Source organism: Frankia sp. AiPa1, from assembly GCF_023243075.1.
In the GTDB taxonomy this organism is placed as follows: domain Bacteria; phylum Actinomycetota; class Actinomycetes; order Frankiales; family Frankiaceae; genus Frankia.
Window position 1 is genome coordinate 1 of the sequence record NZ_JALKFZ020000140.1, and the last position, 25,959, is coordinate 25,959.

A 25,959-nucleotide genomic window follows, 5' to 3' on the forward strand; every position below is an offset into this window, starting at 1 on the left:
TTTATGAGGGAGTGTGTGGAGAGCGGGGACAGTGAGGGGGCGGGCGGGGGGGGGGGGGCGCGCCCGCCCCCCGCCCCCCCCCCCCCCCCCACCGGGGACACCGTCGGCACCGCCTACGATCCGATGCTCGCCAAGATCGTCACCTGGGGGGCGGACCGGGCGGCGGCGCTGACCCGGCTGGATGCCGCGCTCGCGGGCACCGTCCTGCTCGGTGTCACCAGCAACATCGGGTTTCTGCGCGCGCTGCTCGGGCATCCCGATGTCCGCGCCGGTCGTCTCGACACCGGGCTGGTCGAGCGGGATCTCGTCCGGCTCGTCCACGCCGAGCCGCCGGCCGACGCGGTCTACGCCTACGCGCTGGCCCGGCTGCTCGCGCTGCAGCCGACCGGGGCACTGGTCGACCCGTGGGACGTGCCCTCAGGCTGGCGTCCCGGTGAGCCCGCATGGCTGAGCTGGGATGTCGTGCTGCCCGGCGCGTCGACGGGCGGCGACCAGGCGCATCCGAACCCGGCTGACCAGCCGGCGTCCCCCGAGGCGGGCGTCGCCGGGCCGCACGGCGGTGAGACGTCCGCGGCCGCGGGTTCGTCCTGCGCCGACGGCGCCGAGATCGACGGTGCCGGCGGGAGGGGCGGTGCCGGCGGGAGGGGCGGTGCCGGGGACCCAGCGGCGGGCGGCGCCGCCGGCGCAGCGCCGCGCGGCGTGCGGGTCTCGGCCCGGGGGACTCCCGCGGCGGCCAGGGTCCGCCTGGGCGAGGCGGCGCCGCTGCCCGCATCCGTGCGAGTCGTGGGCGGCGACCTGCTGGTCACCCTTGGATCCGTCACCACCCGCTGGTCGTATGCGTGGGCCGCCCCCTCGAGACGGTCGGGACACTCGGTGCCGGGCGGGCGCGCCGCCGCCCTCCCGTCCGGCACCGACGCGCTGCTGTGGCTGGGGCGCGACGGCCAGGCCTGGGCGTTGTCGGAGGCGGTCGCGCCGTCGACTCGGCGGGCCGCCGCGGTGCAGGGCGGTGCGGCCCGAAGTCCGATGCCGGGCACGGTGAGCGCGCTGCTGGTGGAACCGGGTGCGACGGTCGTTGCCGGGCAGCCACTGGCCGTCGTCGAGGCGATGAAGATGGAGCATCCGATCGCCGCGCCGGCCGCGGGGGTGGTCACCGAGGTGCACGCGCGCCGTGGCGACCAGGTCAGCCTTGACCAGATTCTCGTGGTCATCGCACCGCCGCCGGACGGCTCCCAGACCAGCTCCGGGACGGGATCGCGACCGGGAGCGGGAGCGGCGGATGACGGCGTTGTGGTGACGAGGTCGCGGTGACGAGGTCGCGGTGGCGGCCTTGCGTGGTCACTGGCGGGTCCGGGCCCCGGCTGTCGGGGCAGCCGGGTCAGGCTTCCGGCTCGGTGGCCAGGAGCGCCGTGAGCCGGCGGAGCAGGACGGCGTGCGCATCGCTCTGTCCGAGTCCTACAAGATCCACGATCTCGATGTCGCCGCGGGATGCCGGTAGGTCGCAGGGCTCCACCCGAACCGCCAGCAGGCTCGGTCTCGTCCCCGGCCGACGAGCCGCGGCGCCGCGGTCCGCCGCCTGACGGGCCGGGCGTCCGTTCGAGGCGGCCCGGTCTCGCGCTCGCGCCTGTGCCGGCTCCTCGAAGTGCCTGTGTGGTGCGCCGTCCGACGTCCGCCGATCGGTGCCGGGGCCGCTGGTCGCCGCCGGCCCGGGTGCGGGGTAGGCCGGTGAGAGCAGGATGAGGGTGAGTGGCCCGGGGGTGGCCGCGGGCACCCAGCCCTGCCCTGACTCGCTGACGGTGACCTGCCGCGTCCGCCAGCCGGCCTCCTCCAGATGCCATCCGATCCACGTGGCCCAGGCCTCGTCGGTGGATGCGTGGGAGATCAGGACGTCTGGGTCGGTCGCCGGCTGTGGCGCGCGCCGATCGGCCCGGTCCGGCGTAGCTGGCTCGGAGCGAGGCGTCCCGGCGCCCCCCGCGGTCTCGGTGGACGGCCGTGGTTGCCCGTCCATGCCGGGGGCTGTCCGTGCTGGCGTCGCCTGGGCTGGTGTCGTCTGGGAGGGGACAGCCGCAGACGGCTCGGTGCCTGGTGGGGCGTGGCGATCGAGGATGGTGGCCGCGGCGTTCGCGGCGAGGCGCAGGAACCAGGCGTGGTCCTCGGGCCGGGTCGACGGGCGTACCAGGCAGGTCAGGGCGCCGGCCAGCAGGGACAGCGGTACCTGCTCGCGCCAGAACTCGACCAGGCTGGAGGCGCGGGCCCAGTCCTCCGCGGCGGCGCGCACCGCGACGATGAAGCTGGCCATCCAGGTGGGAAGCAGCGCCCCGTCGTGTTCCGGGTCTAGCAGCATGTCGATGGCGGCGGTGCGCCCTTGGGGACCGAGCTCGCTGAGGGTCCGCGCCAGCACGTGCAGGACGAGATGGGTCGGGTCGCGGGTGAGCACGGCGTCGGGGGAGTAGCGGGCGAGGTCGATGAGCTGGTAGCTGGCGGCGATCTCGCGCAGCGACGCGGGGACGAGGACGTTCTCCACGTGCAGGTCGCCGTGGGCGCGCCCGAGGAACGTCATCAGCTGCGTGCCGGCGCAGCGGTCCTCGTCGAAGAGCAGGGAGAACGGGTTGGGTAGCGGGCGGTCCTCGCCCTCGACCGTGAGGGTGGCACCGGGATGAGCCTGCGCCAGGCGGTGTACGGCGCCGCCCGGTTCCGCGCGGTGGCCGAGCTGGCGGCGCAGGATGGTCGGCACGTCCAGCTCGGGCAGCCGCAGCGGGCCGGACCACTCGGCGAGGGTCGAGCGGACGACGTCGGCGCCGGCCGCGGCGAACGTGGCGGCGTCGGCGCGCGGCGAGGGAAACAGCGGCCGGCGCCCGCCGGCGTGGGCCGGATCTCCCCCACGGTGGGGCCGCGGGGGGTGCAGCACCGCGTTCAGCAGTGTCTGCAGGGTGACGGGGTCCGACAGGCTGCCGCCCGCGACGCTCTGGAACACATACCACCATCCCTCGCCGCCGAAGACGGGTTCGCGCACGGGCCGGCTCAGATGCGCTCGGGCGAACTGCTCGGCGTCGTGCATGGCGTTCTCGTGCTGGGCGTACTCGCCGGGCCGCGGCTCGCCCGGCTCACCGGCGGCCCGGTCCAGCTTCATCACCAGCTGGCGGGCACCGTGGTGACGGTGCTGCTCGACGACGGCGGCGACGACGGCGCTCGACCGGCCATTGGTCAACCAGCGGACCAGCCGATAGCTGACCCCGGTCTGGACGCACCAGTTCTCCAGCTCGGCCGCGGCCGTCGGATTGAGCCCTGCGCGCAGCCGCTCGTCCAGGCAGGGGGGCATACCAGATCTCCTGAGAACGGACATATGGGATTTTCGGAAAGCTTTCCGGGGTCGGCGGTCGACCCGGGCGCGGATTTCCGGGCAGCCGGCCGTGGGATGACCGGCGCGGTGCCCGCGTCCGCGGGCCACGACCTCTCGCGAACACGACGGTGCAGCGAGAATACCGCTCGACGACGCCGATTCCGGAGCATCCCAGGAGATGCTCCGCACGACTTCCACCGGTAGTACCGGACGGCGGTGGAAGCTTTGTCCGAGCCCGTACACGACCCCTGTCCGACGTTGTCCGGATGTGCCGCCATGGGCTTTGCGAAAGGTGCGTGACACGGTTGTCTTGGTCGCGCCGGACAGGCGTGGTCACCCGCCACCGATCGATCTGCCCCCCGCGCCCGTGTCGCTGGGCGGTGGCGGCGGCGAGCAGTCCGGACTGCGGCCGAAGCGGGCCTTTCCTCGGGGGGAGGCCCGCTTCGGCGTCCCGACGCGCGACCGCCGACCGCGACACCTCGTCGTTGTGTGTGCACCGAGCGGTGCACGTACGACGTTGTACGGCGATGACCAAGAACCTTTTTTCGGCGCCCGGAATGGGTTTATCTCAACACGCTGCGATCGTCTGTGAGCGCAGTGCTTCACCGGGTGCGATAAATGATCGTGAGGTTGGATGGGGGGAACCCGCGACATCGGCGCACCGCGGCAACGTCGAGCCGGATCGCGCATCCGTGCCACCCGATGTTGTCTTGCGGACGCCGTGGCGCTGACGCGGCCGGGCATGGCACTCGCCGACTCGGTCCCGTTCGCCGCGGGCGGGCTGGCCGTCGCCCGACCACAGGCCGCGACGGTACTGCTGCTCGCCCTTGGGGGAGCGCTGCTGTCGGTGCATGGCCGCCTGCTCGACGCGCTGGGCGGCCTGGCGGCCGATCGGATCAACCCGGTCCGGCGGGCAAGCCCGCTGGTGCGCGGCCGGGTACGTCCGGTGACGGTGTCGGTGGCGGCGGGGCTGGCCGGGTTCGCGGTGGCCTTCGCAGCTCTGCTCGCGGCCCCGAGCATTGGCGGTGGACTGGGTTTCGCCCTACTGGTTGCCGTCCGGACCGGATGGGCCGGGTTACGCCGGGTCGCCGGGGCGCCCGCCGTGGCGCACTGGCTGGCCGGCGCGGTGGTGTCCCTGCTGGTGCCGGCGGCTGGTGTGCCGCTGGGCGTGCTCGCCGCCGGCGGCCGACCGGGTGTGGGCGCGTTCGCCCTGGCCGCCGGGTTCGCCCTCGGCGCGGCCGTCACCGATGCGACGGTCGGCGGACTGCGTGACCTGCCGATCGACCGGGTCACGGGCCGGCTCAGCGCGGCGCTGGCCACCGGGGTACGCCTGCGCCGTCCCCGTGGCTTCGACTTTCCGTCGCGGTACGTGGCGGTTGTCTGCGCGGCCCAGGCCGGTCTGCTGCTGGCGGTGTCCCTCGTCGTCGTGCTCGGCCTGGTCGATGATCCGGGCCTGCCCCCGGTGGGGCATGGCGTGGCCGCCTGCGCCGCGCTCACGGCCGCCCTGGTCGCCGCGATCGGCCTCGTCCATCTGCTGCGATCGGGGGCGCCCGGGCTCGACCCGATCCGCTCGCCGTCCCCGCACGGCGGGGGCTTCGCCGTGGTGAATCTGCTCGCCTGTCACCTGGCCGCCGTGGCCTGGCTGCTGACCAGTCCGGGCGATCGTCCGTGGTGGACGTCCGCGCCGGTCATGGCCGGCTGGGTCCTGGCCGCGCTGGTGTGGGCCCGTCCGCGCTGATCGGTCAGCGGGCGGAGTGGGCGGTCAGCCGGGCGAGAACGGCCGAGGTCGGGTGCCCGGGGCCGAGGATCCGGACGCTGCGCTCGTGCGCGTCGACGAGGTCGGCGCGTGCGCTGCCCGCGAGCGGTCCCCGGCCCAGCTCGATCTCGCCCTGGATGCCCAGCGCCGCCAGCGCCCTCGGATGGTCCGCTCCGAGTACCTCTCGGCAGTACGTGACCAGGTCGGTGGCGTACGCCGCGGCCCGGTCCGGCACCGCGCCCCGATGGGCGAGCCGGGTCAGGTGCGCCAGGGTGACCAGCGTCGCCGGATGGGTCGGGCCGAGCGTCTCGACCCGGGCCGTCCACACCGCGCGCAGCGTCTCCTCCGCCTGGCCGAGACGACCCAGCTCCGCGAGCACGTCGCCGATGTTGTTCCGGGTCGTCAGGGTGTCGCGGTGCCAGGGGCCGAGGGTCGCCACGCGTCGCTGGAACGTGCGCGTCAGCAGCTCCAGGGCCTCCTCGACGTGACCCAGCTCCCGTAGTGTCCGGGCCAGGTAGTGCTGCGTGGTCAGGGTGTCGGGATGGTCGGGGCCAAGCAGCCGGATCCGCGCGTCCAGGACGACCCGGAATCCCGGCTCCGCCTCGGCCTGCCGCCCCAGCGCCGCCGTCACCCGGTACAGGTCGTGCTCGGCGGACAGCACATCGGCGTGGTCGTCGCCGAGCAGCGGCCGACCCATGGCCAGGACCGCCTCGTACGCCACGACGGCCTGGGGCAGATGGCCGGTGGCACGCAGGAACCGGCCCGCGCGCGTGGCGGGGGCGAACACCTTCGGTGGCAGCCGCAGGGCGCGGGGCACCTCCCCCGCGTTCCGCGCCGACAGGGCCCGCAGCAGCACGAGAGCCGCGTCGGCGTGGCCCCGCAGCCGAGCCCAGGCCGCCCAGTTCTGCGGATCACGCGGGTCGGCCCGTCCGGTGGCCCGTGCCAACAGCGCCGTGACCGTCTCCAGATAGTCCTCGGCCTGACCCCCGCGCAGCACGACCCGCCGGAAGCTGTCGCGGACCAGCGGATGCAGCCAGATCATCAACGGCGCAGGCGAGGAGTCTGTCTGGCCGGGGACCTGCTGGGGCTGCGCACCCGGCACCGCGGCTGGCACCGCGGCTGGCACCGGAGCTGGCACCGGATCCGCTGCTGCCGGGACGAGTTCGACGAGCCCCTGACCGGCGAGGGCATCGAAGGCGTCCCACAGACCGGTTGGCGCCAGGCCGTCGAACAGCGGTCCGCTGGCCAGCGTCGCGGGGTCGAGCAGCTCCACCGGGACGGGATCGCCCCCGAAGCAGGCGAGCAGGGCCAGCAGCGGCCTGGCCGCGGGCCGTCCCTGATCGGCCAGAACCTGCAGGGAGAGCTCCCACGTGGGCCCGACCAGCGACCGTTCCCGCTCCCGTCCCGGTGCCCGGGCGGAACCGGGGGGGTCAGGCGACGTCGTCTCGCCGAACTCCGGCAGGACCGGCCCGGCCCCGCCGGCCCGCAGGTGCTGCGCGTAGGCGGCAAAGGTGCGCGGCACCTGCGGCCCGCCGAAGGACGCGGGCATCCGTGCCGTGCGGGCCAGGAAGTGCCCGGCGAAGGCCAGCGCCAGGGGCAGACCGCCAAGGCGCCGGCCCAGGGCGCGGGCGTCGGCCGGCGAGCCCGCGCCGGGACCGGTCAGGTCGAGCAGGGCCGCCGCGGCGTCGTCGTCGCTGAGCGTCCGCAGCGGGTGCAGCCGGACCCAGGCGCTCGGGCGTCCCCGGCCGTGGGCCCAGGCCGAGCTGTCCCGGGTGGTGATGACCACCATGCCGCGGGTCCCGGTGAGCCGGCGCAGCCAGCCGGTGCCGTCGAGCAGCTCGCCGCCGGGCAGCGCGAGCTGGGAGGCGGGGTTGTCGACGTTGTCGACCACCAGCAGCCACGGTTCGTCGAGTGCGCGCAGGTAGCGCCACAGCAGGTCGGGCAGGCTACCGTTGCGCAGTTCGTGGCGGGTCGCGCCGAGCTCGACGGCGAGTGCCGTCATCGCCGCCGGCACCGCGCCGATCCCGGTCGCACTGATCCACCAGGTTCGGATGCCCAGGTCGAGGGCCCGCTCGGCGAGGGCGAGCGCGACCGAGCTCTTGCCGACCCCGCCCATCCCGTGCAACACGTGCAGCGCGTCCTGACCGGCCGCCCCGTCCTGACGGACCATCTCGCCCTGACGGGCACCGCCGTCCGCTCCCGGGGCGGGCAGGTGCGCGGACAGGTGGGCGAGCAGGTCGGCGCGGCCGTGCAGCATCCCGATCCGGTCCAGCCGGGCGACTGGCGCCGCGATGGTGATCGTCGGCGCGAGCTCGCCGGGCCCGGTCCCGTTTCCCTCGCCGCCGATCGGGCCGGCCGGCGCCGCGGGGTCGGTTCGCCTCGCGGCGGTGCTGTCGAGGTGCGCCGCGGGTGCGCGCCGCGCCGGCCCACGCCACCGGTCCGACGGACGTGCACGCAGCATCGGACCGGTGGTCCTCGGACCGTCGGTGACCTCGGCGGGCAAGCCCTGGCCGGAACCCTCGACCTCGTCGGCGCCGCCTCGCCGGCCGCGTCGCAGCCGCAGCCAGGTGGCCGTCCAGCTGTCAAGCTCCGCCTGGTCGGACACCCCGCAGACCCGCAGCATGTCGGAGAGCAGGTCCGCGGGCTGTAGGCCGGGAAGATGAGCGCCGCTGAAGTACCCGCCGGCGGTGCTGGCCGGGATGCGTACCCCATGCGCGACCGCGCGGATGCTGAGCCCGGCGCGCAGCCGCACGCTGGTCAGCGCGAGGCCGAAATCGGTGCAGTTCGTGACGGCGTCCAGGTCGATCTCGTCAGACACGCGTACATACCTCAGCCTGGAGAAGCGGGTCATTAGGCGCTTACGTGGCCCAATCTTGCCGTGGCCGGTCGGGAATGGATAGAGGGGTCCCGAATCGGACAGCCACAACCTGGTCCGGTGGCCATCGAACCGGACACCGGCCGTTTTCTCTGACCAGGTTTTTGGGCGCATCCGGTCAGGCGCCACCCCCTGCCCGAGGTGGGCATAGTGGCGGACCATCCCCCAAAAGCCCAGCCATAAATCCGACATTCCGATCAGATAGGACAGGTTGTGAGGCTGGGTCGTCTCGAGGGCACCGCGTTCGCGGCCACAGCCGATCACAACGGCGGCCATGCGAAACTGAGCCCCAGCTGAGGAGGAGCATGCTGACGGTTTCGGGTGATTCCGCACGCGGTTCCCGCGAGACGTCCGTCGGCGCAGCGACGTCCCTCGGGGTCGCGGCACAGGACGAGGGCGCCGGAGATGTGACGGCGGGGCACGTGATCGTGGCGGGGCTGGGCGGTCTTGGCGGGCTGGGGCTGCGGCTGGCCGAGCAGCTGCGGGACTCCGGGGTCGCGGTGGTGGGCCTGGACGACCGGCTGCCCTCCGTCGCACGCCGGCGGATGGAGCGGCTCGGGGTGCGGCTGGTGCTCGAACGCCCGCACGCGCCGGAGGTGCTGCGCGAGGCCGGGATCACCGCGGCGCTGGCGGTGGTCGTCTGCCATGAGACCGACCTGGAGACGTTGCAGACGGCTCTCGTCGTCGTGGACACGGCGCCGGACGTCCGGCTGGTCGTGAACGTCAACAACGCCCAGCTCGGTGACCAGCTCGCCGACGCTCTCGGTCAGGCCCGGGTGCTGAACCTGGCGGAGCTCGCCGGACCGAGCTTCGTCGAGGCGTGCGTGCGCTCCGACGTCACCCATGCCTTCACGATGGACGCCCGGCTCGACGCCGAGGTCTTCGCCGTGATCGAGGAGGAGATCACCGGCCGGGGCGCGTTCCGGACCCGCTACGGTGATCTCACTCCCATCTCGCTGCGCCGATCAGGAGCGCGCGAGGCCGAGGTCTGCCCGCCACGGGACACTCCGCTGCGCCCCGGGGACCGGCTCACGGTGATCGGCCGGCTCGCCGAGTTCGACGAGCGCGGGATGGACGTCTCCGGCCTGCATGACGCGCGGCTGTTCGCCGCCCTCGGGCACGCCGACGATGCCGGTTCGGCGGCGCCCGGATCGCTCGCCCGCGCCTCGCCCCGCTCGGCCGCGCGGCCGTCGGCGGGACCACGCTCCCGGGCCGGGCTGCCGGCCCGGCGCGGGGCGCTGGCCCGGCTGCGGGAGATACGCCTGTCCATCCGGGGGGAGCTCGACCGGCCGTTCCAGCTGGCGATCGCCGCCGTCCTGTCCATCATGATCACCAGCACGGTGGTGCTGTCGCTGACCTACACCGACAACAACAGCGCGGCACCGCCGGGCTTCGGGCCGCTGGAGGCGCTCTACCTGACGGTCGAGACGATGGTCACGGTCGGTTATGGCGATTTCAACTTCGGTGCCGCCGACCATTGGCTGCAGGTCTTCGGCATCGCGCTGATGCTGTTCGGGGCGCTGTCGATCGCGGTGGTGTACGCGTTCATCACCAATGTGATCATCAGTCGGCGCCTGGAACGGGCCCTGGGGCGGGGACGCGCCCGAGCCGTGCGCGGGCATGTGGTGCTGTGCGGCCTGGGCTCGGTCGGGGTCGCGACGATGGACGGCCTGTTGCGCGCCGGGCGCCAGGTCGTCGTCATCGAACGGGATGAGAACAACCGCTACCTGCCCGTCGCCCGGGAACGCGGCGTGCCGGTGATCATCGGGGACGCGACCGTGCGCTCCACCCTGCTCGAGGCGGGCCTGGCCCACGCGACCACGCTCGCCGCGCTCACCAGCGACGGCCTGGCGAATCTGGAGGCGGTCCTGTCCGCCCGGGAGGCATACAAGGAGGTGCGCGGTGCGCGCGCGGCCCGGGAGAACTCCCGTCGTGCCGGCGGACGCTCCTATGGGCGTACACCTGTCGCGGGCGGTGGCGAGGCGGTGGCAGGCGGGCGGAATCGGGGCGATCTGCGGGTGGTGCTGCGGATCGTGGAGACGACGATGGCCGACGAGGTCGAGCGCCGGTTCGGCATCCACACCGCGCGCAGCGCCTCCGACCTGGCCACGCCGTACTTCGTCGGGGTCGCGCTCGGCTACGACGTGCTGAGCACCTTCTACGTGGACCGCACTCCGTTCCTGGTGGCCCGCATGACCGTGAGCGACGGCGGCCAGCTGGTTGGTCCCACACTGCGTGAGCTGGCCACCGGCACCCGCGTGCTCGCCGTGCACCCGGCGGCGGACCGCGTGGGCGGCGGGCAGTGTGACGCGGATGCGGATCTGGATGCGGATCTGGATGCGGATCTGGATGCGGATCTGGATGCGCAGGGCGCGCCGAACTACCGGCCTGGGCGGCATACCCGACTGTGCCCCGGTGACGAGCTGCTTGTCGTCGGCCCAGTGTCCCGCATCGTCCACATGGTTCGCCGCAACCAGCCGCACCGTGATCGCGACCAGTGAGATCGTCGGCGCCGGTGCTCCTGGTGGGCATCCGCGCTGGCACCGGGTGGGACCGCCCGAACAGCCGGAACCGAGAAGATGATCACGAGGTGGGGGCGACGGGGTAGGGGGCGAAGGTGCCGCGGCGTTCGTCGAGGGCGAGGGCGCGGCCGATGGGTGGGAAGGCGCGTTGCGCGCAGTCGGCGCGCTCGCAGACCTTGCAGCCGATGCCGATCGGGACCGCCGCCGCCGGGTCGTCGAGGTCGAGCCCGGTCGAGTAGACCAGCCGGCTGGCGTGGCGCAGTTCGCAGCCCAGGCCGATCGCGAACGTCTTGCCGGGACGGCCGAAGCGGCCGTAGCCGCTGCTGACCGTGCGGGCGATCCAGAAGTAGCTACGTCCGTCCGGCATGCGGGCAATCTGCGTGTGAATACGGCCGGGAGAGGCGAGCGCCTCGTAGACGTTCCACAGCGGACAGGTGCCACCGGCTCTGGAGAAATGGAATCCGGTGGCGGACTGCCGTTTCGACATGTTCCCGGCCCGATCAACCCGGATGAACGAGAACGGCACGCCGCGGGCATGCGGGCGTTGCAGCGTGCTCAGCCGGTGGCAGATCGTCTCGAATCCCATGCCGAAATGCCCGGAAAGGCGTTCGACGTCGTAGCGGAACTGCTCCGCGGTGGCCCGGAACTGCTGGTAGGGCAACAACAGGGCGGCGGCGAAGTAGTTTGCCAGGCCGATGCGGGTCAGGGCGCGGGCCGGCGGGCCGCTCGGCATGCCCTCGTCGGTGAGGCGGGTGATCAGATCGTCGAACTCGGTGAGGCCGAGCTGCAGCGCCATCCGGAAGGCCCGTTGCCCGGGATGCAGATGCCGGGACAGGGTCAGCACGCCGGTCTGCGGGTCGAACCGGTACAGCTCGTCGCGGCCGAGATCGCGCCCGGCGTCCCCACCGGCGGCGCCGGTGGGTGCCGCCTGCGGCTCGCGGACGTGCACGCGCACGCCGTGCATGGCGAGGCGCTCGGTGAGGACTGCGTGCAGATGGCCCTGGGCCAGGCCCAGCTCGCCGGCGAGCTGCTCGGCGGCCACGTCCAGGTCATCGACGTAGTTCTGCCGTTGGTAGAAAAAGTCGCGGACCTCCTCGTCCGGCATCGGCACCGCCGCGGATCGGGCGCTCGGGGCGGATCCGGACGGGTGCGGATCGCGCTCGCCGGTGAGAGCGGCCAGGCGCTCGCCGGCCTGGCGGTAGCGGCGATGCAGCATGATCAGGGCATGGGCGGCCTGGGGCAGCTGCTCGGCGAGCTGGGTGACCTCGGTGTCGGACACACGCAGGCCGGCCGCGCCCAGGCCGATCGTGGCATCGGAGAGCACCTCCCGGACCTCGGCGATCAGACGGGTCACGTCCGGCGCGGCGAAGAAGCCGGCATCGACACCGAACGCCTCGGTGATGCGTAGCAGGACCGGGACGGTGAGCGGCCGGGAGTTGCGCTCGATCTGGTTCAGGTAGCTCGGTGAGATGCCAAGGAGGCGGGCCAGTTCGATCTGGCTCATCGCCCGCTCTTCGCGCAGTTCCCGCAGCCGGCTCCCGACAAACGTCTTCTGCATCGGCATCCTCCTGATGGAAGGATAGAGCATCCGCTGCCAATCTGCCATTCGCAAAATTTGCCAGAGTGGGCCTCGGGATTCGCAGAACTTGGCTCGTTGGTCGGGTCGACTCGAGGGAATGACTCTGTCAGTTTCGGTGCCTAGGGTGCCGTGCGAAGACGCGGACACGGATGGATACGGGGCAGGGAGGCCGAGATGGCCGGGACCGACATGGCGAACACCGGACTGGCGACCACCGGACTGGCGACCACCGGGGCGGAAGCAGCGGGAGGGAATGGGAGTTCCACGGCGAGCGGAACGGTCGGGGGACAGGCCGTCCGGGCTGAACGGGGCGGTACGACGGAGCGTGAGCTGGCCCGCCGCTGGGCGACTGATCCGCGGTGGGCCGATGTCGCGCGTACCTACTCCGCCCGGGATGTCCTGCGCCTGCGCGCCAGCGTCGTCGAGGAACACACCCTGGCCCGTCTCGGTGCGGAGAAGCTCTGGCGGTTGCTGCAGGAGAACGACTACATCCACGCGCTCGGAGCGCTTACCGGTAACCAGGCGGTCCAGCAGGTGCGGGCCGGCCTGAAGGCGATCTATCTCTCGGGCTGGCAGGTCGCGGCCGACGCGAACCTGGCCGGACAGACCTATCCCGACCAAAGCCTCTACCCGGCGAACTCGGTGCCGGCGGTCGTCCGCCGGATCAACAACGCGCTGCTACGCGCCGACCAGATCGCGCGGGCGGAAGCCTTTGACGCCGCCCCCGAGGCGTCCCGTGCCGCCGCGGCACCTGGCGCCGGGGTGGTGCGCGGTGCCGCCGTGGTGCCCGGCCCGGCGAGGCCGCGGGCGGCCTCCGGGCCGGCGCAGGCAGCGGGGTCCGCGGCCGGGGCGACGGACTGGCTGGCGCCGATCGTCGCCGACGCCGAGGCCGGATTCGGCGGTGTTCTCAACGCCTACGAGCTGATGAACGCCATGATCGCCGCCGGTGCCGCCGGGGTGCACTGGGAGGACCAGCTCGCCGCGGAGAAGAAGTGCGGCCATCTGGGCGGGAAGGTGCTCATCCCGACCGGCCAGCACATCCGCACGCTCAACGCCGCGCGGCTCGCCGCCGATGTCGCCGACGTGCCGAGCATCATCATCGCCCGCACCGACGCCCAGGCCGCGACGCTCATCACCAGCGACGTCGACGAGCGGGACCGGCCGTTCGTCACCGGCGAGCGCACCGCCGAGGGGTTCCACCGGGTGCAGACGGGTCTGGCCCCGTGCATCGCCCGGGGCCTGGCCTACGCGCCGTACGCCGACCTGCTCTGGATGGAGACGTCCACCCCCGATCTCGAGGTCGCCCGCCGCTTCGCCGAGGGCATCAAGGCGCGCTATCCCGACCAGCTGCTCGCCTACAACTGCTCGCCGTCGTTCAACTGGCGCGCGCACCTGGACGACGCCACCATCGCCAAGTTCCAGCGTGAGCTCGGGCATATGGGATATGCGTTCCAGTTCATCACCCTGGCCGGATTCCACGCACTGAACCACTCGATGTTCACCCTCGCCCACGGCTACGCCCGCGACGGCATGACCGCCTACGTCGACCTGCAGGAACGCGAGTTCGCCAGCGAGGTCGACGGCTACACCGCCACCCGCCACCAGCGCGAGGTCGGCACCGGCTGGTTCGACCTGGTCAGCACGGCCGTCAACCCCACCTCCGACACGGTCGCTCTGCGTGGCTCCACCGAGGAGTCCCAGTTCGCGTGACCGCTGCTATCATCGCCGCTGTGAAGCGCGCCGTTTCTGTGACGACGACGCCGGAGTCCGTCCCGGCGCGCTGACACGTTGACGTCCAGTCGAAGCCCCGGGGCGAGTGCCCCGGGGCTTCGCCATGAGGGCACCCGCCTCGCCACGTCCGCGAGGAGCCCACCATGCCCGACCAGTCGGCCCCCGACCAGTCCGCCTTCGACCCGTTGGTGCACGACCATCGGCGGCTGGGGCGGGAGCTGGGGCTGTTCGACACCGATCCGCTGATCGGCGCGGGCCTGCCGTACTGGCAGCCGGACGGTGCCGTCATCCGTCAGGTGCTCGAGGACTACATCCGTACCGCGGAGCGGCGGGCCGGCTACCGGCATGTGTACTCGCCGGTGCTCGGCAAGCGGGAACTCTACGAACTGTCCGGCCACTGGTCGCACTACCGCGACGACATGTTCCCGCCGATGGACGTCGGCGGTGAGCAGCTCGTCCTGCGCCCGAGCCTGTGCCCGCACCACGCGCTGATCTACCGGTCGCGCGGGCGCAGCTACCGGGAGCTGCCGCTGCGACTCGCCGAGGTCGGCGGCATGTTCCGGGCGGAGCGCTCCGGCGTGCTCGGCGGGCTGACCCGGGTCCGCGCCATCCAGCTCAACGACGCGCACATCTTCGCCACCGTCGACCAGGTCGCCGGCGAAGCCGCCGCGGCCCTTGTCATGATCCGCGAGGCGTATGCGGCCATGGGCCTGACCGCAGCTCGTTACCGGCTGTCGCTGCCCGGCCCCGGCGGCAAGTACGTGGCCGCGCCCGAGCTGTGGGAGCGGTCGACCGCGCTGCTGCGGGAGGTCCTTGAGCACGCCGGTGTCCCCTATGAAGCGGTGGAGGGCGAGGCCGCCTTCTACGGCCCCAAGATCGACGTGCAGGTCGCCGACCCCGTCGGCCGGGAGTCGACCCTGTCCACCGTCCAGATCGACTTTCATCAGCCGGAACGCTTCGACCTGCGCTACACCGGAGCCGACGGCGGTGCGCACCGTCCCGTGATGATCCACCGCAGCATCATCGGCTCGATCGAGCGGGCCGTCGCCTGTCTGCTCGAACATCACGGCGCCGCGCTTCCGACCTGGCTCGCTCCCGTCCAGCTGATGATCCTCCCCGTCACCGACGCCGAGCTCCCCGCCGCCGAAGCGCTGGCCCGCCGCTGCCTCGAAGCCGACCTCGACCTGCGCACCGAGATCGCAGCCCCCGACCGCGGCTCGTTGGGCGCCCGCATCCGCGCCGCCCGCAATATCCCCTACCAGGCCATCCTCGGCCCCGCGGAGATCGTCACCGGCCAGGTCGCCCTGCGCCGCCGTGACGGCCACCGTCTCGCCCCCGAACCCGCCGAGGCAGCTCTGGCGCGCGTCCGTGCCGACACCATGGCTCGTCGGCTCCGGGCCGAAGAATGGTGATTTCTCATCGCGACGCTTCGTCCCCTCAGCTCAGAGCCGCCCGGAACCGGCCGCCCTGTCGGCCGGCCTTAGCAGAGTCGCCGTCCGCGTTCCTGACGTCGTCCACGGCTGGGCCGCACCGTCGCTGCTGGCCGTGGCGAGGGTGGCGCCGTCGGGGGAGAACGCCGGGCTGGCGAAGCCGCCACCGAAGTCGTCATCGCCCGCGCACCGCACGTGAGCCACTATCCGAGTTCGCCGGTGGAGCCGTCGGTGAGCTCGCGCAGGATGTCGGCGTGGCCGGTGTGGCGGGCGATCTCCTCGACCATGTGGACGTAGATCCAGCGGACCGAGACCTGGCCGAGTTCCGGTTGGGGGACGACATCGTCCAGGGTGAAGCCGGCCGCCGACGTGCGCGAGTGGGCGCAGGCACGGTCGTAGTCGGCCAGCGCCGCCTCGAGGGTGTCGGCGGGGTCCAGATCCCAGCTCGACGGTGGCTCGGCGTCGGCCCGATCAGTCGGATCAGCCCCGCCGGCCTCGGCCCCGCCGGCCTCGGCCCCGCCGGCCTCGTTGGCCCGCTCCTCCTCGTCGATGGCGGGGTTGGTGAGGCGGTGGAACCAGTTGCGCTCGACCTCGATGAGGTGGCGGACCAGGCCGGTCAGCGTGGTCCGCGAGGGCAGCACGCGGCGGGCGGCGTCCTCGTCGCTGACGCCGCGCACCTTGTGCACGAAGACGTCCCGGTAGAAGTCGAGAAACGACTCGAGCACCTCCCGCTCGCCGGCGGTGCTGGCCCGCATCACCCGCAGCGTCGGCGGACGGGGCGACGGTTCGGTCATGGCCTGCGCTCCTCAAGGATGCGGGTCCCTTGCTGGTCCCGCGCTGGTCTCGTGCTGGCCCGACGGGCGCTCTCGCCGCGGATGCGGGTATTCGGGTGTCGGGTGTCGCTGTTACGGCACGGTCCTGCGTGGCCCGGGCGATGCCGGACGGTTCGTGCTAGCGTCCGGCCCGTTGCCGTAGGTGACAGAACCATCATCTCGTCCGCCTGGGCGGCCGATCGCGGGCCCCACCGGCGGCGTGCCGCGTGATGGTCGAACGGCACTCGTGGACCTGCCGGGGCCGTGGACGGGGAGGTGGGCTGTGCCGGACACGGGGCTGAGCGACGAGCAGGAGGCGCTGCGGCGCACGGTCGCCGAGTTCGCCCGTGAGGTGGTCGCGCCGGTGGCCGCACGGCATGACGAGGAGCGGTCGTTCCCGTACGAGGTCGTCGCGGGCATGGCGACGATGGGGCTGTTCGGGCTGCCGTTCCCCGAGGAGTACGGCGGGATGGGCGGCGACCTGTTCTCCCTGTGTCTGGCGATCGAGGAGCTGGCCCGGGTCGACTCCTCGGTCGCGATCACCCTGGAGGCCGGCTGCGGGCTCGGCGCCATGCCGATCTACCGCTTCGGCACCGAGGCACAGCGCCGACGCTGGCTGCCGGCGCTGTGCGCGGGGGAGGCACTCGGCGCGTTCGGCCTCACCGAACCGGAGGCGGGCAGCGACGCGGGCGGTACCCGCACGTCCGCCCAGCTGGTGGACGGCAGCTGGGTCGTCAACGGGTCGAAGGCGTTCATCACGAACTCGGGAACCAGGATCACCTCACTGGTCACCGTCACCGCTCGGACCAGCCCCGCCGGTGGCGACGTGACCCACGGCGGTGAGATCAGCGCGATCGTGATACCGGTGCCGAGTGACGGGCTCGAGGTGGGACCGGCGTATTCGAAGGTCGGCTGGCATGCCAGCGACACCCATCCGCTGACGTTGACGGACGTGCGCGTCCCCGCCGACCATCTGCTCGGCGAACGCGGCCGAGGCTACGCGAACTTCCTCGCGATTCTGGCCGAGGGGCGCATCGCGATCTCGGCGCTGGCGGTCGGGCTCGCGCAGGGCTGTGTCGACGAGTCCATCGCCTACGCCCGTGCCCGCCGGGCGTTCGGCCAGCCGATCGCGTCCCACCAGGCCATCGCCTTCACGATCGCCGAGATGGAGGCGCGTACTCATGTCGCCCGCACCGCCTACTACGACGCCGCCGCCCGGGCGCTCGCCGGCCGTCCGTTCGCCAAGGAGGCGGCGATCGCGAAACTGGTCAGCAGCGCCGCAGCCGTCGACAACGCCCGTGCTGCCACCCAGATCCACGGCGGCAACGGCTTCATGAACGAATATCCGGTCGCCCGGCACTGGCGGGACAGCAAGATCCTCGAGATCGGCGAGGGCACCAGCGAGATCCAGAAATTGCTCATCGCCCGCCACCTGGGCCTATGATCGCCGGATGACCCACGACGGAGAAACGCCCAACAGCACGCGGCGACGTGTCGAACAGCGGGGACTCTTCTTCGACGAACTCGAAACCGATGTCGTCTACGCGCACCGCCCGGGACGCACCGTCGGCGAGGCCGACAACACGCTGTTCAGTACCCTGACGATGAACGCTCAGGCCCTGCATCTCGATGAGGCGTGGAGCGCGACCCAACCGTTCGGCACTCGTCTGGTGAACAGCATGTTCACCCTGTCGGCGCTGGTCGGCCTGTCGGTCAGCCAGCTTACTCAGGGAACCACCGTGGCCAATCTCGGCTTCGGCGAGATCCGCTTTCCCGCACCGGTGTTCCACGGCGACACCCTTTACGCCGAGACGGTCGTCCTCGACAAACGGGCTTCCCGCAGCCGCCCTGGAGAGGGCATCGTCACCTTCGAGCACACCGCCCGCAACCAGCACGGCGCGGTCGTCGCGGTCGCCGTCCGCACCGCGCTGATCCTGCTCCAGCCCCCGAGCTGAGTGCGCGTCAGGCGCGGCCGGCCGCGGCCGCGGACTCAGGCGTCTGCCGCGCGGCGGAGCTCGCCGATGTCCAGCTTGGACATCTTGAGCATGGCCTCCGTCGCTCGCCGAGCTCGACCTGGATCCGGATCGCCGAGTAGCTCTCCGAGAGCTGTCGGCACGATCTGCCAGGACACGCCGAAGCGGTCCTTGAGCCAGCCGCACTGACTCTCGCTGCCACCATCAGCCGTGAGCGCCTCCCAGTAGAGATCGATCTCGGCCTGCGACGAGCAGAACACCTGCAGGGAGAACGCCTCGGTCTGCGGAAACTGCGGGCCGCCGTTGAGCGCGACGTACTCCCTCCCCTCCAGCTCGAACTGGACGGTCATCGCCGTGCCCTCGGGCCGCATGCCGCCGGGCCCGTAGCGGCTGACGTTCGTGATCCGCGAGTTCGGGAACAACGACGTGTACAGCTGCGCGGCCGGCTCGCCCTGATCGTCGAACCACAGACAGGGGGTGATGGGCGGCATCAGAGGAACCTTTCCGTCGTCACTGTCCTGGGCAGCTCGGACCTACTTGCATCCGATGGGCAGACCGGTAGCGTGCCGCTCCGACAGTTCTGCCGTCCTCACGGCTCCCGCCGTCGCGGGGGTCACCGGTCGTCCGGTTGATCGGCCGCCGGAGTTCATAGCGTCCGGCATCCCAGATCGCGGGCTGTCGCCCTGTCCATCGGACGCCGTGGAACGACGCCGGCGGAAGCGGTCAGGGGCGGAAGCGGTCGGGGTCGGCGGCGGCCCAGTCCGCGAGCCAGCCTGCCGGCGCCGTGGCGAGCAGCTCGCCGGGTCCGAGCCAGTCATAGAGCTCGGCGTAGCTGAAGGTGTCGGTGTGGGTGAGGCGGCGCATCAGCATGCCGGGGTGCAGGTCGCCAGGCGTGGCACAGCCCAGCGACGCCATCACCTGGACGGCGCTGGCGACGGCGGCCTGCTGGTAGCGGCGGACCCGCTCACCCTTGTCGGCGACGTCGAGCGCGCGGGCGCGCCGCGGATCCTGGGTGGCGACGCCGGTGGGGCAGGTGTTGGTGTGGCAGCGCTGCGCCTGGATGCAGCCGACGGCCATCATCATCGCCCGCGCCGAGTTGAGGTAGTCGGCGCCCTGGGTGAGCCGTTTGACGATGTCCACGCCGGTCGCGACCTTGCCGCTGGCCCCGATCCGGACCCGGTCGCGCAGGCCCACGCCGACGAGTGCGTTGTGCAGTGTGATCAGGCCTTCGGTGAGCGGGGTGCCGACGTGGTCCTCGTACTCGAGTGGGGCGGCGCCGGTACCGCCTTCGGCGCCGTCGACGACGATGAAGTCCGGGGTGACGCCTTCGGCTACCATCGCCTTGCAGATCGCCAGGAGCTCACGCCGGGAGCCGACGCAGAGTTTGAATCCGGTGGGTTTGCCGCCGGCGAGCTCCCGCATCCGCGCGACGAACAGCACCAGTTCCCGCGGGGTCGAGAACACCCGGTGGCCGGGCGGGCTCACACAGGTCACCCCGGCGGGCACCCCGCGGGCGGCCGCGATCTCGGCACTGACCTTCGCCGCCGGCAGGATGCCGCCAAGACCCGGTTTGGCGCCCTGACTGAGTTTGAGCTCGACCATTCGTACCGTCGGCAGCGACGCCTTGTCCTTGAACCGCGCGGGGTCGAAGTCGCCGTCCGGGGTGCGTGCCCCGAAGTAGCCGCTGCCTATCTCCCACACCAGATCGGCGCCATAGCGCAGGTGATGGTCGGTCAGGCCTCCCTCGCCGGTGTCGTGGGCGAAACCACCTGCGGCGGCACCCCGGTTCATGGCCAGTACCGCGTTCGCCGACAGCGATCCGAAGCTCATCGCGGAGACGTTGAGCAATGCGATGTCGTAGGGCTGCGTGCAGTCGGGTCCGCCGACCCTTACCCTCGGCGGCGGCGCGTCCGGCGCGACCGCCAGCGGCGCCGTGGAATGGGGCAGGAACTCGTACCCGACGGCGTTGACGTCACGTTCCGTGCCGAACGCCTGGTCACTGTGGATGCCCTTGGATCGCTCGTACACGCTGGTGCGCACGTCCCGGCCGAAGGGCGTGCCGTCGTAGTTGCGTTCGATGAAGTACTGCTGGATCTCGGGCCGGATGTGCTCCAGTGCGAACCGGAGGTGCCCGGCGACCGGATAGTTGCGCAGAATCGCGTGCCGTCGTTGCGTCACATCGTGCACGGCGAGGACCAGTCCGGCGGCGAGCACACCGACCGCGATCCACCAGCCCGCGCTCCACAGCAGCGCCGCGACGGTCGCTGCCGCGAGGGCTGCGACCAGACCGGCGACCATGCCCACGGGGAACATCGTGTCGGTGGTCCTCTCCTGCGTGCGTTTCCGCGACGCTCGGAGCCGCTCGGCGGGCCCCTGGCTCCCGTCAGCGGGACTTCGCGCCGTCGCCCAGGAAACGACGCTATATCCCACGGCGTGGGCGATGTCGGGTGTCGTTGCGACGGTATGCCTCGGGCGTCGGACCGGCCGCGCGGCGGCGTCGGGCCGATCGGGGATCCGCGTCGGACGGTCACGAACGGCGCTTCCCGTGTGATCTGGATGTCCCGGATGACGCGGCGGTCAGGAGGGCGCGTAGCGCGGGGACGACGTCTTCGGGCTGGTCGACCGGCCGCACCGTCGGCAGTGACCCGTCGCCCGTGTCGATCGGCCAGGTGCCCAGCCCGAGCACTGGACGACCGGTGCGCAGGGCCAGGCTGATCTCGCTGAGTGTCCCCCAGCTGCCGCCGATGGCCACCACGGCATCGCTGGCGCGGACGATCAGGCCATTGCGCAGTTCGCCAAGGCCGGTGGGGATGCTGACCGTCAGGTCCGCGTTCCCTTCGCGACGAGAGGTTCCGGGCAGCAGGCCAATTGTCATCCCGCCGGCCTGTACGGCCCCGCGGCACGCGGCGGCCATCACCCCGCCAAGCCCACCGCAGACCAGCGCCCAGCCTGCGCCGGCCAGTGCGCGACCGATGGATTCGGCCGCGTGCAGCTGGCTGGGGTCCGCATTGCCCGGTCCCACCACACCGATGTAGATCCTCTCCTCTGCCTCGTCTGTCTCGTCTCGATTCATGGCACGATCATCGGCCACGAGGTGCCGTTGGTCCGGTAGATCTCGCCCCACAGCTTGGTGCCGCGGCGCCTGCTGTGTCGTCTGCCGCCGACTGGGCCACTCGGTGCGAGGCCAGGTCGGCGGCAGGCGATCCTGATGCGGCCCTATGCTCCCGGAACGCGGTCCAGGAAACCGCTGACCGAGCGGATCCGCCCGTCTTCGGCGAGGCTTACGACGTCGAACCCCGCCACGGGCGCCGATCCGTCGGCCCGAGAGACGAGCTCCCAGCCGAACCTGGCGAGATCATGATGGGAATCCGGCCTGTTGGCGGGCCTGAACTCGAATGCGGGGAACTGCGCCTGGGCGCCCCGGATCGCCGCGGCGATTCCCTCATGGCCGGTGACGTCGACCAGCGGATCGGTGTAGGCCGCGTCCTCCGTGAACGCTGCGGCCACCGCCTTCTCCAAAGCGTCGCCCGAGGCGTTCCAGGCGGCGAAATAACGGTCAATGGACTTCTCGTGCGTCGGCACCGGCAATACCTCCTGAGCTGTTTCCATGCGCCCACAGTGCCGCATGGTCTGGAGGTCGTCGATTACCTGCGAGGTCATCGACGCGGCCCGCGATGTACCGACCGGACCTGTCGACCCGGCTACCCACGGAGTCGGATGAGCGTGTTTGGTCAGGGCACCGGAACCGGCGCTGGAACCGGTACCGGCTGCGGCGCAGGGGGTCCTGTGTAACGGGCGGACGGCCGGATGATGCGGGGGTCGGCGGCCTGCTCGAGGATGTTCGCCGTCCACCCGATCGTCCGGGCGACGGCGAACGTCGGCGTGAACATCTCCCGAGCCAGGCCGCACCGCTGCATCACGACCCCGGCGTAGAACTCGACGTTGGTGTGCAGCTCCCGCCCTGGTTTGAGCTCGGCAAGCAGCTCGACCACCCGCCGCTCGACCTGTTCGGCAAAGGCGACCAGCTTCCCGCCGAACTCCTCGGCGATCCCGCGCAACATCCGGGAGCGTGGATCCTCGGTGCGATACACCGGATGGCCAAAGCCCATGATCCGATCGCCGGCCAGAACATGCTCACGGATCCAGGGATCGATGCGCTCGGGAGTACCGATCGCATCCAGAGTGTCGAGCGCCCGACTTGGCGCTCCGCCGTGCAGCGGGCCGGACAGCGCTCCGATCGCGCCGACGACGCAGGCCACCAGGTCCGCGCCGGTTGAGGCGATCACCCGGGCAGTGAACGTGGAGGCGTTGAAGCCATGGTCGATCGTGCAGATCAGGTACCGCTCGATGGCCCTCACCTGGGCTGAGGTTGGCTCCGTGCCAAGCAGCATCCACAGGTAGTTGGCGGCGAACGAAAGGTCGTCGCGGGGCGCCACGAGCGCCAGGCCGCGCTCGATCCGATGCAATGCCGCCACGACGGTGGGGGTGACCGCGCCGACCAGCAACGCGTCCTCGACGCGGGTGGCCGCGTCGATGTCGTAGAGCGGCGCCACGCCGCGCGCGGCGCCGATGAGCGACAGCGCCGTGCGCAGCCCGTCGAGCGCGCCGCCGCCCCGGCCCGCCCGCACCAGCGCGGGCAGGACCTCGGCGACCTCGGACGGGATGTGCCGCAGCGGCGTCACCCGGGCGGCGAAACCGGCGCGGGTGGCCTCGTCGGGCAGCTCGCCGAGCAGCATGAGATGCCATACGTCCTCGAAGCTGCGGTGCTCTGCCAGCTCGATCGCCGAGTACTGGCGGTAGTGGTAGAAGCCCTCACGGCCGCGGACGTCGCCGAGCGACGTCCTGGTGACGACCAGTCCCTTCAGCCCGGGCGGTGCCTCCTCCGTGGACGCGCCCCTGGCTGGGCGCGGTGCGCCGGCCGGCGCGGACGCATCGGCCGATGCGGCTGTGGCGGGAACCCCGGCGACGTCGTCGCGCGGGTCGCCGCCCGCGGCGTTCGTTGTGATCACCATGTTGACTCGCCTCCTCGTGGTCAATAATTGATCCAGTCATGTCGGAAGTCAACATTGATTTCAGTCAACGTGAACCAGTACGCTCGGTCGGGCGGAGCTCGGTGAGGCTCCCCCCGTCAAGGTTCGCCCGTCGTACGGCATGGGAGTGGGGTTGGGTAGATCGGCCGCCACCTGATGGCGGGGCGGTGGCGCAGCGGATGCGGTAACTGAGGACGCGGAAGGAGAGGTTGTGGACGACGAGCGGACGCGGCTGACCTCGCGGGAGGTCGCTGAGCGGCTCGACGTCAAGATCGAGACGGTCTACGCCTACGCAAGTCGCGGGCTGCTGCGCAGCCGGCGTGAGCCGGGCCGCAGGGGCAGCACCTTCGATTCCGCCGAAGTGGAGAGGCTCCGCGGCGGCGGGCGTGGGAGTCCGCGCGGCGAGATCGTGTCGCGTGCCGGGGCGTACGCGCCCATCGAAATCGTTCCCGATCTGGACGGTGACATCGTCGGAGGTCGCGCCGGAGCGTGGACGGATGCGACCGGGGCGCGCGCTGCCGGAGCCACCGCACCCCAGGAGGCGGACCGGTCGGGGGGTGCTGAGTCAGGCCTGCCCGCCGTGCGCACCCGGCTGACGGTTATCCAGGACGGTCGGCTCTACTACCGGGGCGCCGAAGCGGTCGACCTGGTGGCGCGCCACTCGTTCGAGCGGATTGCCGGCTGGCTCTGGCACGGTCAGCTTGAGCGCGTGGCACCCTTTACCGTGCCCGCCGCGCTGGCCGCGACGCTGCGTCGGGTCGATGATGTCGTGCCGGCGCGCGCGAGGCTGACGGACCGACTGCGGATAGCGGTCTCCATGGCGGCGGCGAGTGACCCGTTGCGCTTCGACCTGCGGGAGAACAGTGTTCTGCTCACCGCCCGGACTCTGGTCGCGGCCCTCGTGGAGGCGCTCCCGCCGCGCAACGACGCCGAGGAAGCCGCGCACGAGGCCTCTGCCAGCACGCTTGACAGCGGTGACCGGACTCCCCCGCTGGCCGAACGGCTCTGGAGTCGGCTTGCGGGAATGCCGAGCGACCCGGCGGCACTCGCCTGTCTCGACCAGGCGTTGGGTCTTCTCGCCGATCATGACCTTGCGGTGTCCACGTTCGCCGCTCGCGTCGCGGCCTCGGCGCGAGCGGACCCGTACGCGGTGGTCGCCGCAGGGCTTGCCGCGCTCGACGGCCCACTGCACGGTGGTGCGAGCCGGCTGGCCCACCGCCTCGTCTCGGAGGTACTGCAGGGAAACGACGCCGTCAGCGTGCTCTCCGAACGGCTACGCGCGGGACAGCCGGTGCCGGGCTTCGGACACCCGGCCTATCCCGACGGAGACCCACGGGCGACCGCCCTGCTTCAGGCGCTGAGCGGGGTTTCGGCGGCAGAAGGCGCGCTTGCCGCCGCTCACGAACTGGTCCAGGCCGCCGGACGGGACCGTGCGCTTGCGCCGAATGTCGACCTGGCTCTCGCCGTGCTCACCCTGGCCGCGGGCATGCCCGCCGAGGCCGGTGAAGTGATCTTCGCGGTGGCGCGGACGACCGGATGGCTGGCCCACGCGTTGGAGGAGTACCAGGAGCGCCCCCTGCGCCTGCGCCCGCGCGGGCTGTACATCGGGCCACCGCCGGCGGTGCCACCGCACTGACAGGTCGATGACCAGCACCTCGATGGGGCGGACCGGCCGTCCCCCGGAACGGGGCACCCGCGAGGAGCGCGGGGCCGTTCGGCCATACTGTGTGCCGTTTCCCCACCCTGGGCGCCCCCGCGGGCCCTTGGTCCGGCGTGCCACCGCGAGACGGTGGGTATCACGGAGGCCTCTCATGCCCGTACGGTCGCGGCAGCTCGGTGTGCTCGCCATGATCATCTCTGTGATTCTTCTGCTGTCCGGTTGCTCAGGATCGTCGGGCGACGGAGGTGATGGTGACCTGAACCTCGTCCACCAGGGACAGCTGACCATCGCGACGAGTTCGCCGCCAGATACCCCCTGGTTCGCCGACGGCCAGCCCACGAACGGCCGCGGATTCGAGAGCGCCCTCGCCTACGCCATCGCCGCAGAACTTGGCTTTTCGGCTGACAAGGTGCACTGGATAACCGTGCCGCACGCCGACGCGGTCGCGGCCGGAAAGAAACCCTTCGACTTCGACATCGACCATATGGCGATCACTTCGCGGCTCCTGCGGACCGTCGACCTCAGTGCCGGCTACTACACGGTCCCGATGACCGTGGTGGCGTTGCGGACCTCCCGCATCGCGCAGGTGACAACCCTGGCCGGGCTCAAGGACGCCAAGCTGGGTGTTCCGGCCGGTGCCACCGGCCAGGAGACGATCGCCCAACGCATCGCACCCGTGCAGGAGCCTGCTGTCTTCACCGATGCGAACGATGCGGCCGAAGCGATGGAAAACGGGCCGATCGATGGCATCGTCGTCGACTTCGTGACGGCGTTCCAGCTGGCCCACACTGTTCCGAATGCTTTCATCCTCGGCCAGTTCCCGGGAGCGGAACCGCAGGATCAGCTCGGCATGGTGTTCGAGAAGGGAAACCCGCTGGCGCAGAGTGTGAATGACACGCTCACGCGGCTCCGTCGGTCCGGTCAGCTTCTGCAGATCGCGGGTCAGTGGCTTGGCGCCGAGGCCGGAGCACCCGCACTGCAATGATCCGCGGCGGTGGCGGCTTATGGTGCCATCACCAGCGGCCCCACCAGCGCGGGACATCACGTGGAGCGACCAACTCGGTGCGACGCGTGAATCGGCGTGGTGGGGGTGGGGGGCCGCGCGGGCACCGAACCGGGCAGCGGCCTTGTCTCACCCGGGCCCGCGGACAATGTCAAGATCGGACAGTGTCGGGACAGGGGCGGCCTGGTCCGGCAGGTGGGTGGGGGTGCGGCAAAATGTCGCTACTGGAATGTTGCGAAACGTCCGCCAAC

At 71.8% G+C, this 25,959-nt stretch carries 19 protein-coding genes; 9 read left to right on the plus strand and 10 right to left on the minus strand.

Annotated features, from left to right (window positions below):
- On the plus strand, positions 1 to 1,308 hold a 1,308-nt coding region (locus MXD95_RS14495), incomplete at its 5' end, for a biotin/lipoyl-containing protein (protein WP_285223638.1).
- Positions 1,309 to 1,375: 67 nt separating this feature from the next.
- Here the strand turns inward: MXD95_RS14495 and MXD95_RS14500 are convergent.
- Entirely contained in the window at positions 1,376 to 3,316 is a 1,941-nt protein-coding gene (locus MXD95_RS14500; protein ID WP_250641140.1) for a TIR domain-containing protein, read from the minus strand.
- Between the two features lie 763 nt (positions 3,317 to 4,079).
- Here MXD95_RS14500 and MXD95_RS14505 point away from each other — a divergent pair.
- Positions 4,080 to 5,075, plus strand: a complete 996-nt coding sequence (locus MXD95_RS14505; RefSeq protein WP_250641141.1) for a 4-hydroxybenzoate polyprenyltransferase — start codon at positions 4,080 to 4,082, stop codon at positions 5,073 to 5,075.
- 4 nt (positions 5,076 to 5,079) lie between these two features.
- On the opposite strand, the gene MXD95_RS14510 is transcribed toward MXD95_RS14505, so the two are convergent.
- Positions 5,080 to 7,911, minus strand: coding sequence for a tetratricopeptide repeat protein (locus MXD95_RS14510; RefSeq protein ID WP_250641142.1), 2,832 nt, complete (start codon positions 7,909 to 7,911; stop codon positions 5,080 to 5,082).
- A gap of 362 nt (positions 7,912 to 8,273) precedes the next feature.
- Here MXD95_RS14510 and MXD95_RS14515 point away from each other — a divergent pair, with 362 nt between their 5' ends.
- Positions 8,274 to 10,469: an NAD-binding protein gene (locus tag MXD95_RS14515; RefSeq protein WP_250641143.1), complete on the plus strand. Its 2,196-nt coding sequence runs from the start codon at positions 8,274 to 8,276 to the stop codon at positions 10,467 to 10,469.
- Positions 10,470 to 10,551: 82 nt separating this feature from the next.
- Here MXD95_RS14515 and relB read toward each other — a convergent pair whose 3' ends face one another.
- Positions 10,552 to 12,048, minus strand: coding sequence for a type II toxin-antitoxin system RelB family anti-toxin (gene relB / locus MXD95_RS14520; RefSeq protein WP_250641144.1), 1,497 nt, complete (start codon positions 12,046 to 12,048; stop codon positions 10,552 to 10,554).
- Between the two features lie 195 nt (positions 12,049 to 12,243).
- Here relB and MXD95_RS14525 point away from each other — a divergent pair, with 195 nt between their 5' ends.
- Both MXD95_RS14525 and thrS read left to right on the plus strand, forming a co-directional pair.
- Complete coding sequence (locus MXD95_RS14525) at positions 12,244 to 13,779, plus strand: isocitrate lyase (protein ID WP_250641145.1); 1,536 nt, start codon at positions 12,244 to 12,246, stop codon at positions 13,777 to 13,779.
- 164 nt (positions 13,780 to 13,943) lie between these two features.
- Positions 13,944 to 15,212 (plus strand): threonine--tRNA ligase, encoded by a 1,269-nt coding sequence (thrS, locus tag MXD95_RS14530; RefSeq protein ID WP_250641146.1) that lies wholly within the window; start codon positions 13,944 to 13,946, stop codon positions 15,210 to 15,212.
- Between the two features lie 30 nt (positions 15,213 to 15,242).
- Here the strand turns inward: thrS and MXD95_RS14535 are convergent, their stop codons facing one another.
- Both MXD95_RS14535 and MXD95_RS14540 read right to left on the minus strand, forming a co-directional pair.
- Positions 15,243 to 15,425: a hypothetical protein gene (locus MXD95_RS14535; RefSeq protein ID WP_250641147.1), complete on the minus strand. Its 183-nt coding sequence runs from the start codon at positions 15,423 to 15,425 to the stop codon at positions 15,243 to 15,245.
- 8 nt (positions 15,426 to 15,433) lie between these two features.
- Positions 15,434 to 16,024 (minus strand): DinB family protein, encoded by a 591-nt coding sequence (locus tag MXD95_RS14540; RefSeq protein WP_250641148.1) that lies wholly within the window; start codon positions 16,022 to 16,024, stop codon positions 15,434 to 15,436.
- A gap of 301 nt (positions 16,025 to 16,325) precedes the next feature.
- Between MXD95_RS14540 and MXD95_RS14545 the strand changes: the two genes are divergently transcribed.
- Positions 16,326 to 17,486 (plus strand): acyl-CoA dehydrogenase family protein, encoded by a 1,161-nt coding sequence (locus MXD95_RS14545; protein ID WP_250641149.1) that lies wholly within the window; start codon positions 16,326 to 16,328, stop codon positions 17,484 to 17,486.
- A 7-nt stretch (positions 17,487 to 17,493) separates the two neighbouring features.
- A complete protein-coding gene (locus MXD95_RS14550) occupies positions 17,494 to 17,997 on the plus strand; it encodes a MaoC family dehydratase (RefSeq protein ID WP_250641150.1) in 504 nt (167 codons plus the stop codon).
- A 35-nt stretch (positions 17,998 to 18,032) separates the two neighbouring features.
- On the opposite strand, the gene MXD95_RS14555 is transcribed toward MXD95_RS14550, so the two are convergent.
- From MXD95_RS14555 to MXD95_RS14575, 5 genes are all read right to left on the minus strand, one after another.
- The gene (locus MXD95_RS14555) at positions 18,033 to 18,506 is read right to left on the minus strand and encodes a VOC family protein (RefSeq protein WP_250641151.1); all 474 of its coding nucleotides are present in this window, start codon (positions 18,504 to 18,506) and stop codon (positions 18,033 to 18,035) included.
- Positions 18,507 to 18,738: 232 nt separating this feature from the next.
- Positions 18,739 to 20,328 carry an FMN-binding glutamate synthase family protein gene (locus MXD95_RS14560; RefSeq protein WP_250641152.1) on the minus strand — a complete coding sequence of 530 codons (1,590 nt, stop codon included), beginning with the start codon at positions 20,326 to 20,328 and terminating at the stop codon, positions 18,739 to 18,741.
- Positions 20,329 to 20,542: 214 nt separating this feature from the next.
- Positions 20,543 to 21,088 carry a TIGR00725 family protein gene (locus tag MXD95_RS14565; RefSeq protein WP_250641153.1) on the minus strand — a complete coding sequence of 182 codons (546 nt, stop codon included), beginning with the start codon at positions 21,086 to 21,088 and terminating at the stop codon, positions 20,543 to 20,545.
- A gap of 143 nt (positions 21,089 to 21,231) precedes the next feature.
- Positions 21,232 to 21,597, minus strand: a complete 366-nt coding sequence (locus MXD95_RS14570) for a nuclear transport factor 2 family protein (protein ID WP_250641154.1) — start codon at positions 21,595 to 21,597, stop codon at positions 21,232 to 21,234.
- Between the two features lie 149 nt (positions 21,598 to 21,746).
- Positions 21,747 to 23,027: a citrate/2-methylcitrate synthase gene (locus MXD95_RS14575; protein ID WP_250641155.1), complete on the minus strand. Its 1,281-nt coding sequence runs from the start codon at positions 23,025 to 23,027 to the stop codon at positions 21,747 to 21,749.
- 229 nt (positions 23,028 to 23,256) lie between these two features.
- Between MXD95_RS14575 and MXD95_RS14580 the strand changes: the two genes are divergently transcribed.
- Positions 23,257 to 24,681 (plus strand): citrate synthase, encoded by a 1,425-nt coding sequence (locus tag MXD95_RS14580; RefSeq protein WP_250641156.1) that lies wholly within the window; start codon positions 23,257 to 23,259, stop codon positions 24,679 to 24,681.
- A gap of 223 nt (positions 24,682 to 24,904) precedes the next feature.
- A complete protein-coding gene (locus MXD95_RS14585) occupies positions 24,905 to 25,690 on the plus strand; it encodes an ABC transporter substrate-binding protein (protein ID WP_250641157.1) in 786 nt (261 codons plus the stop codon).
- The last annotated feature ends 269 nt before the right edge of the window (positions 25,691 to 25,959 follow it).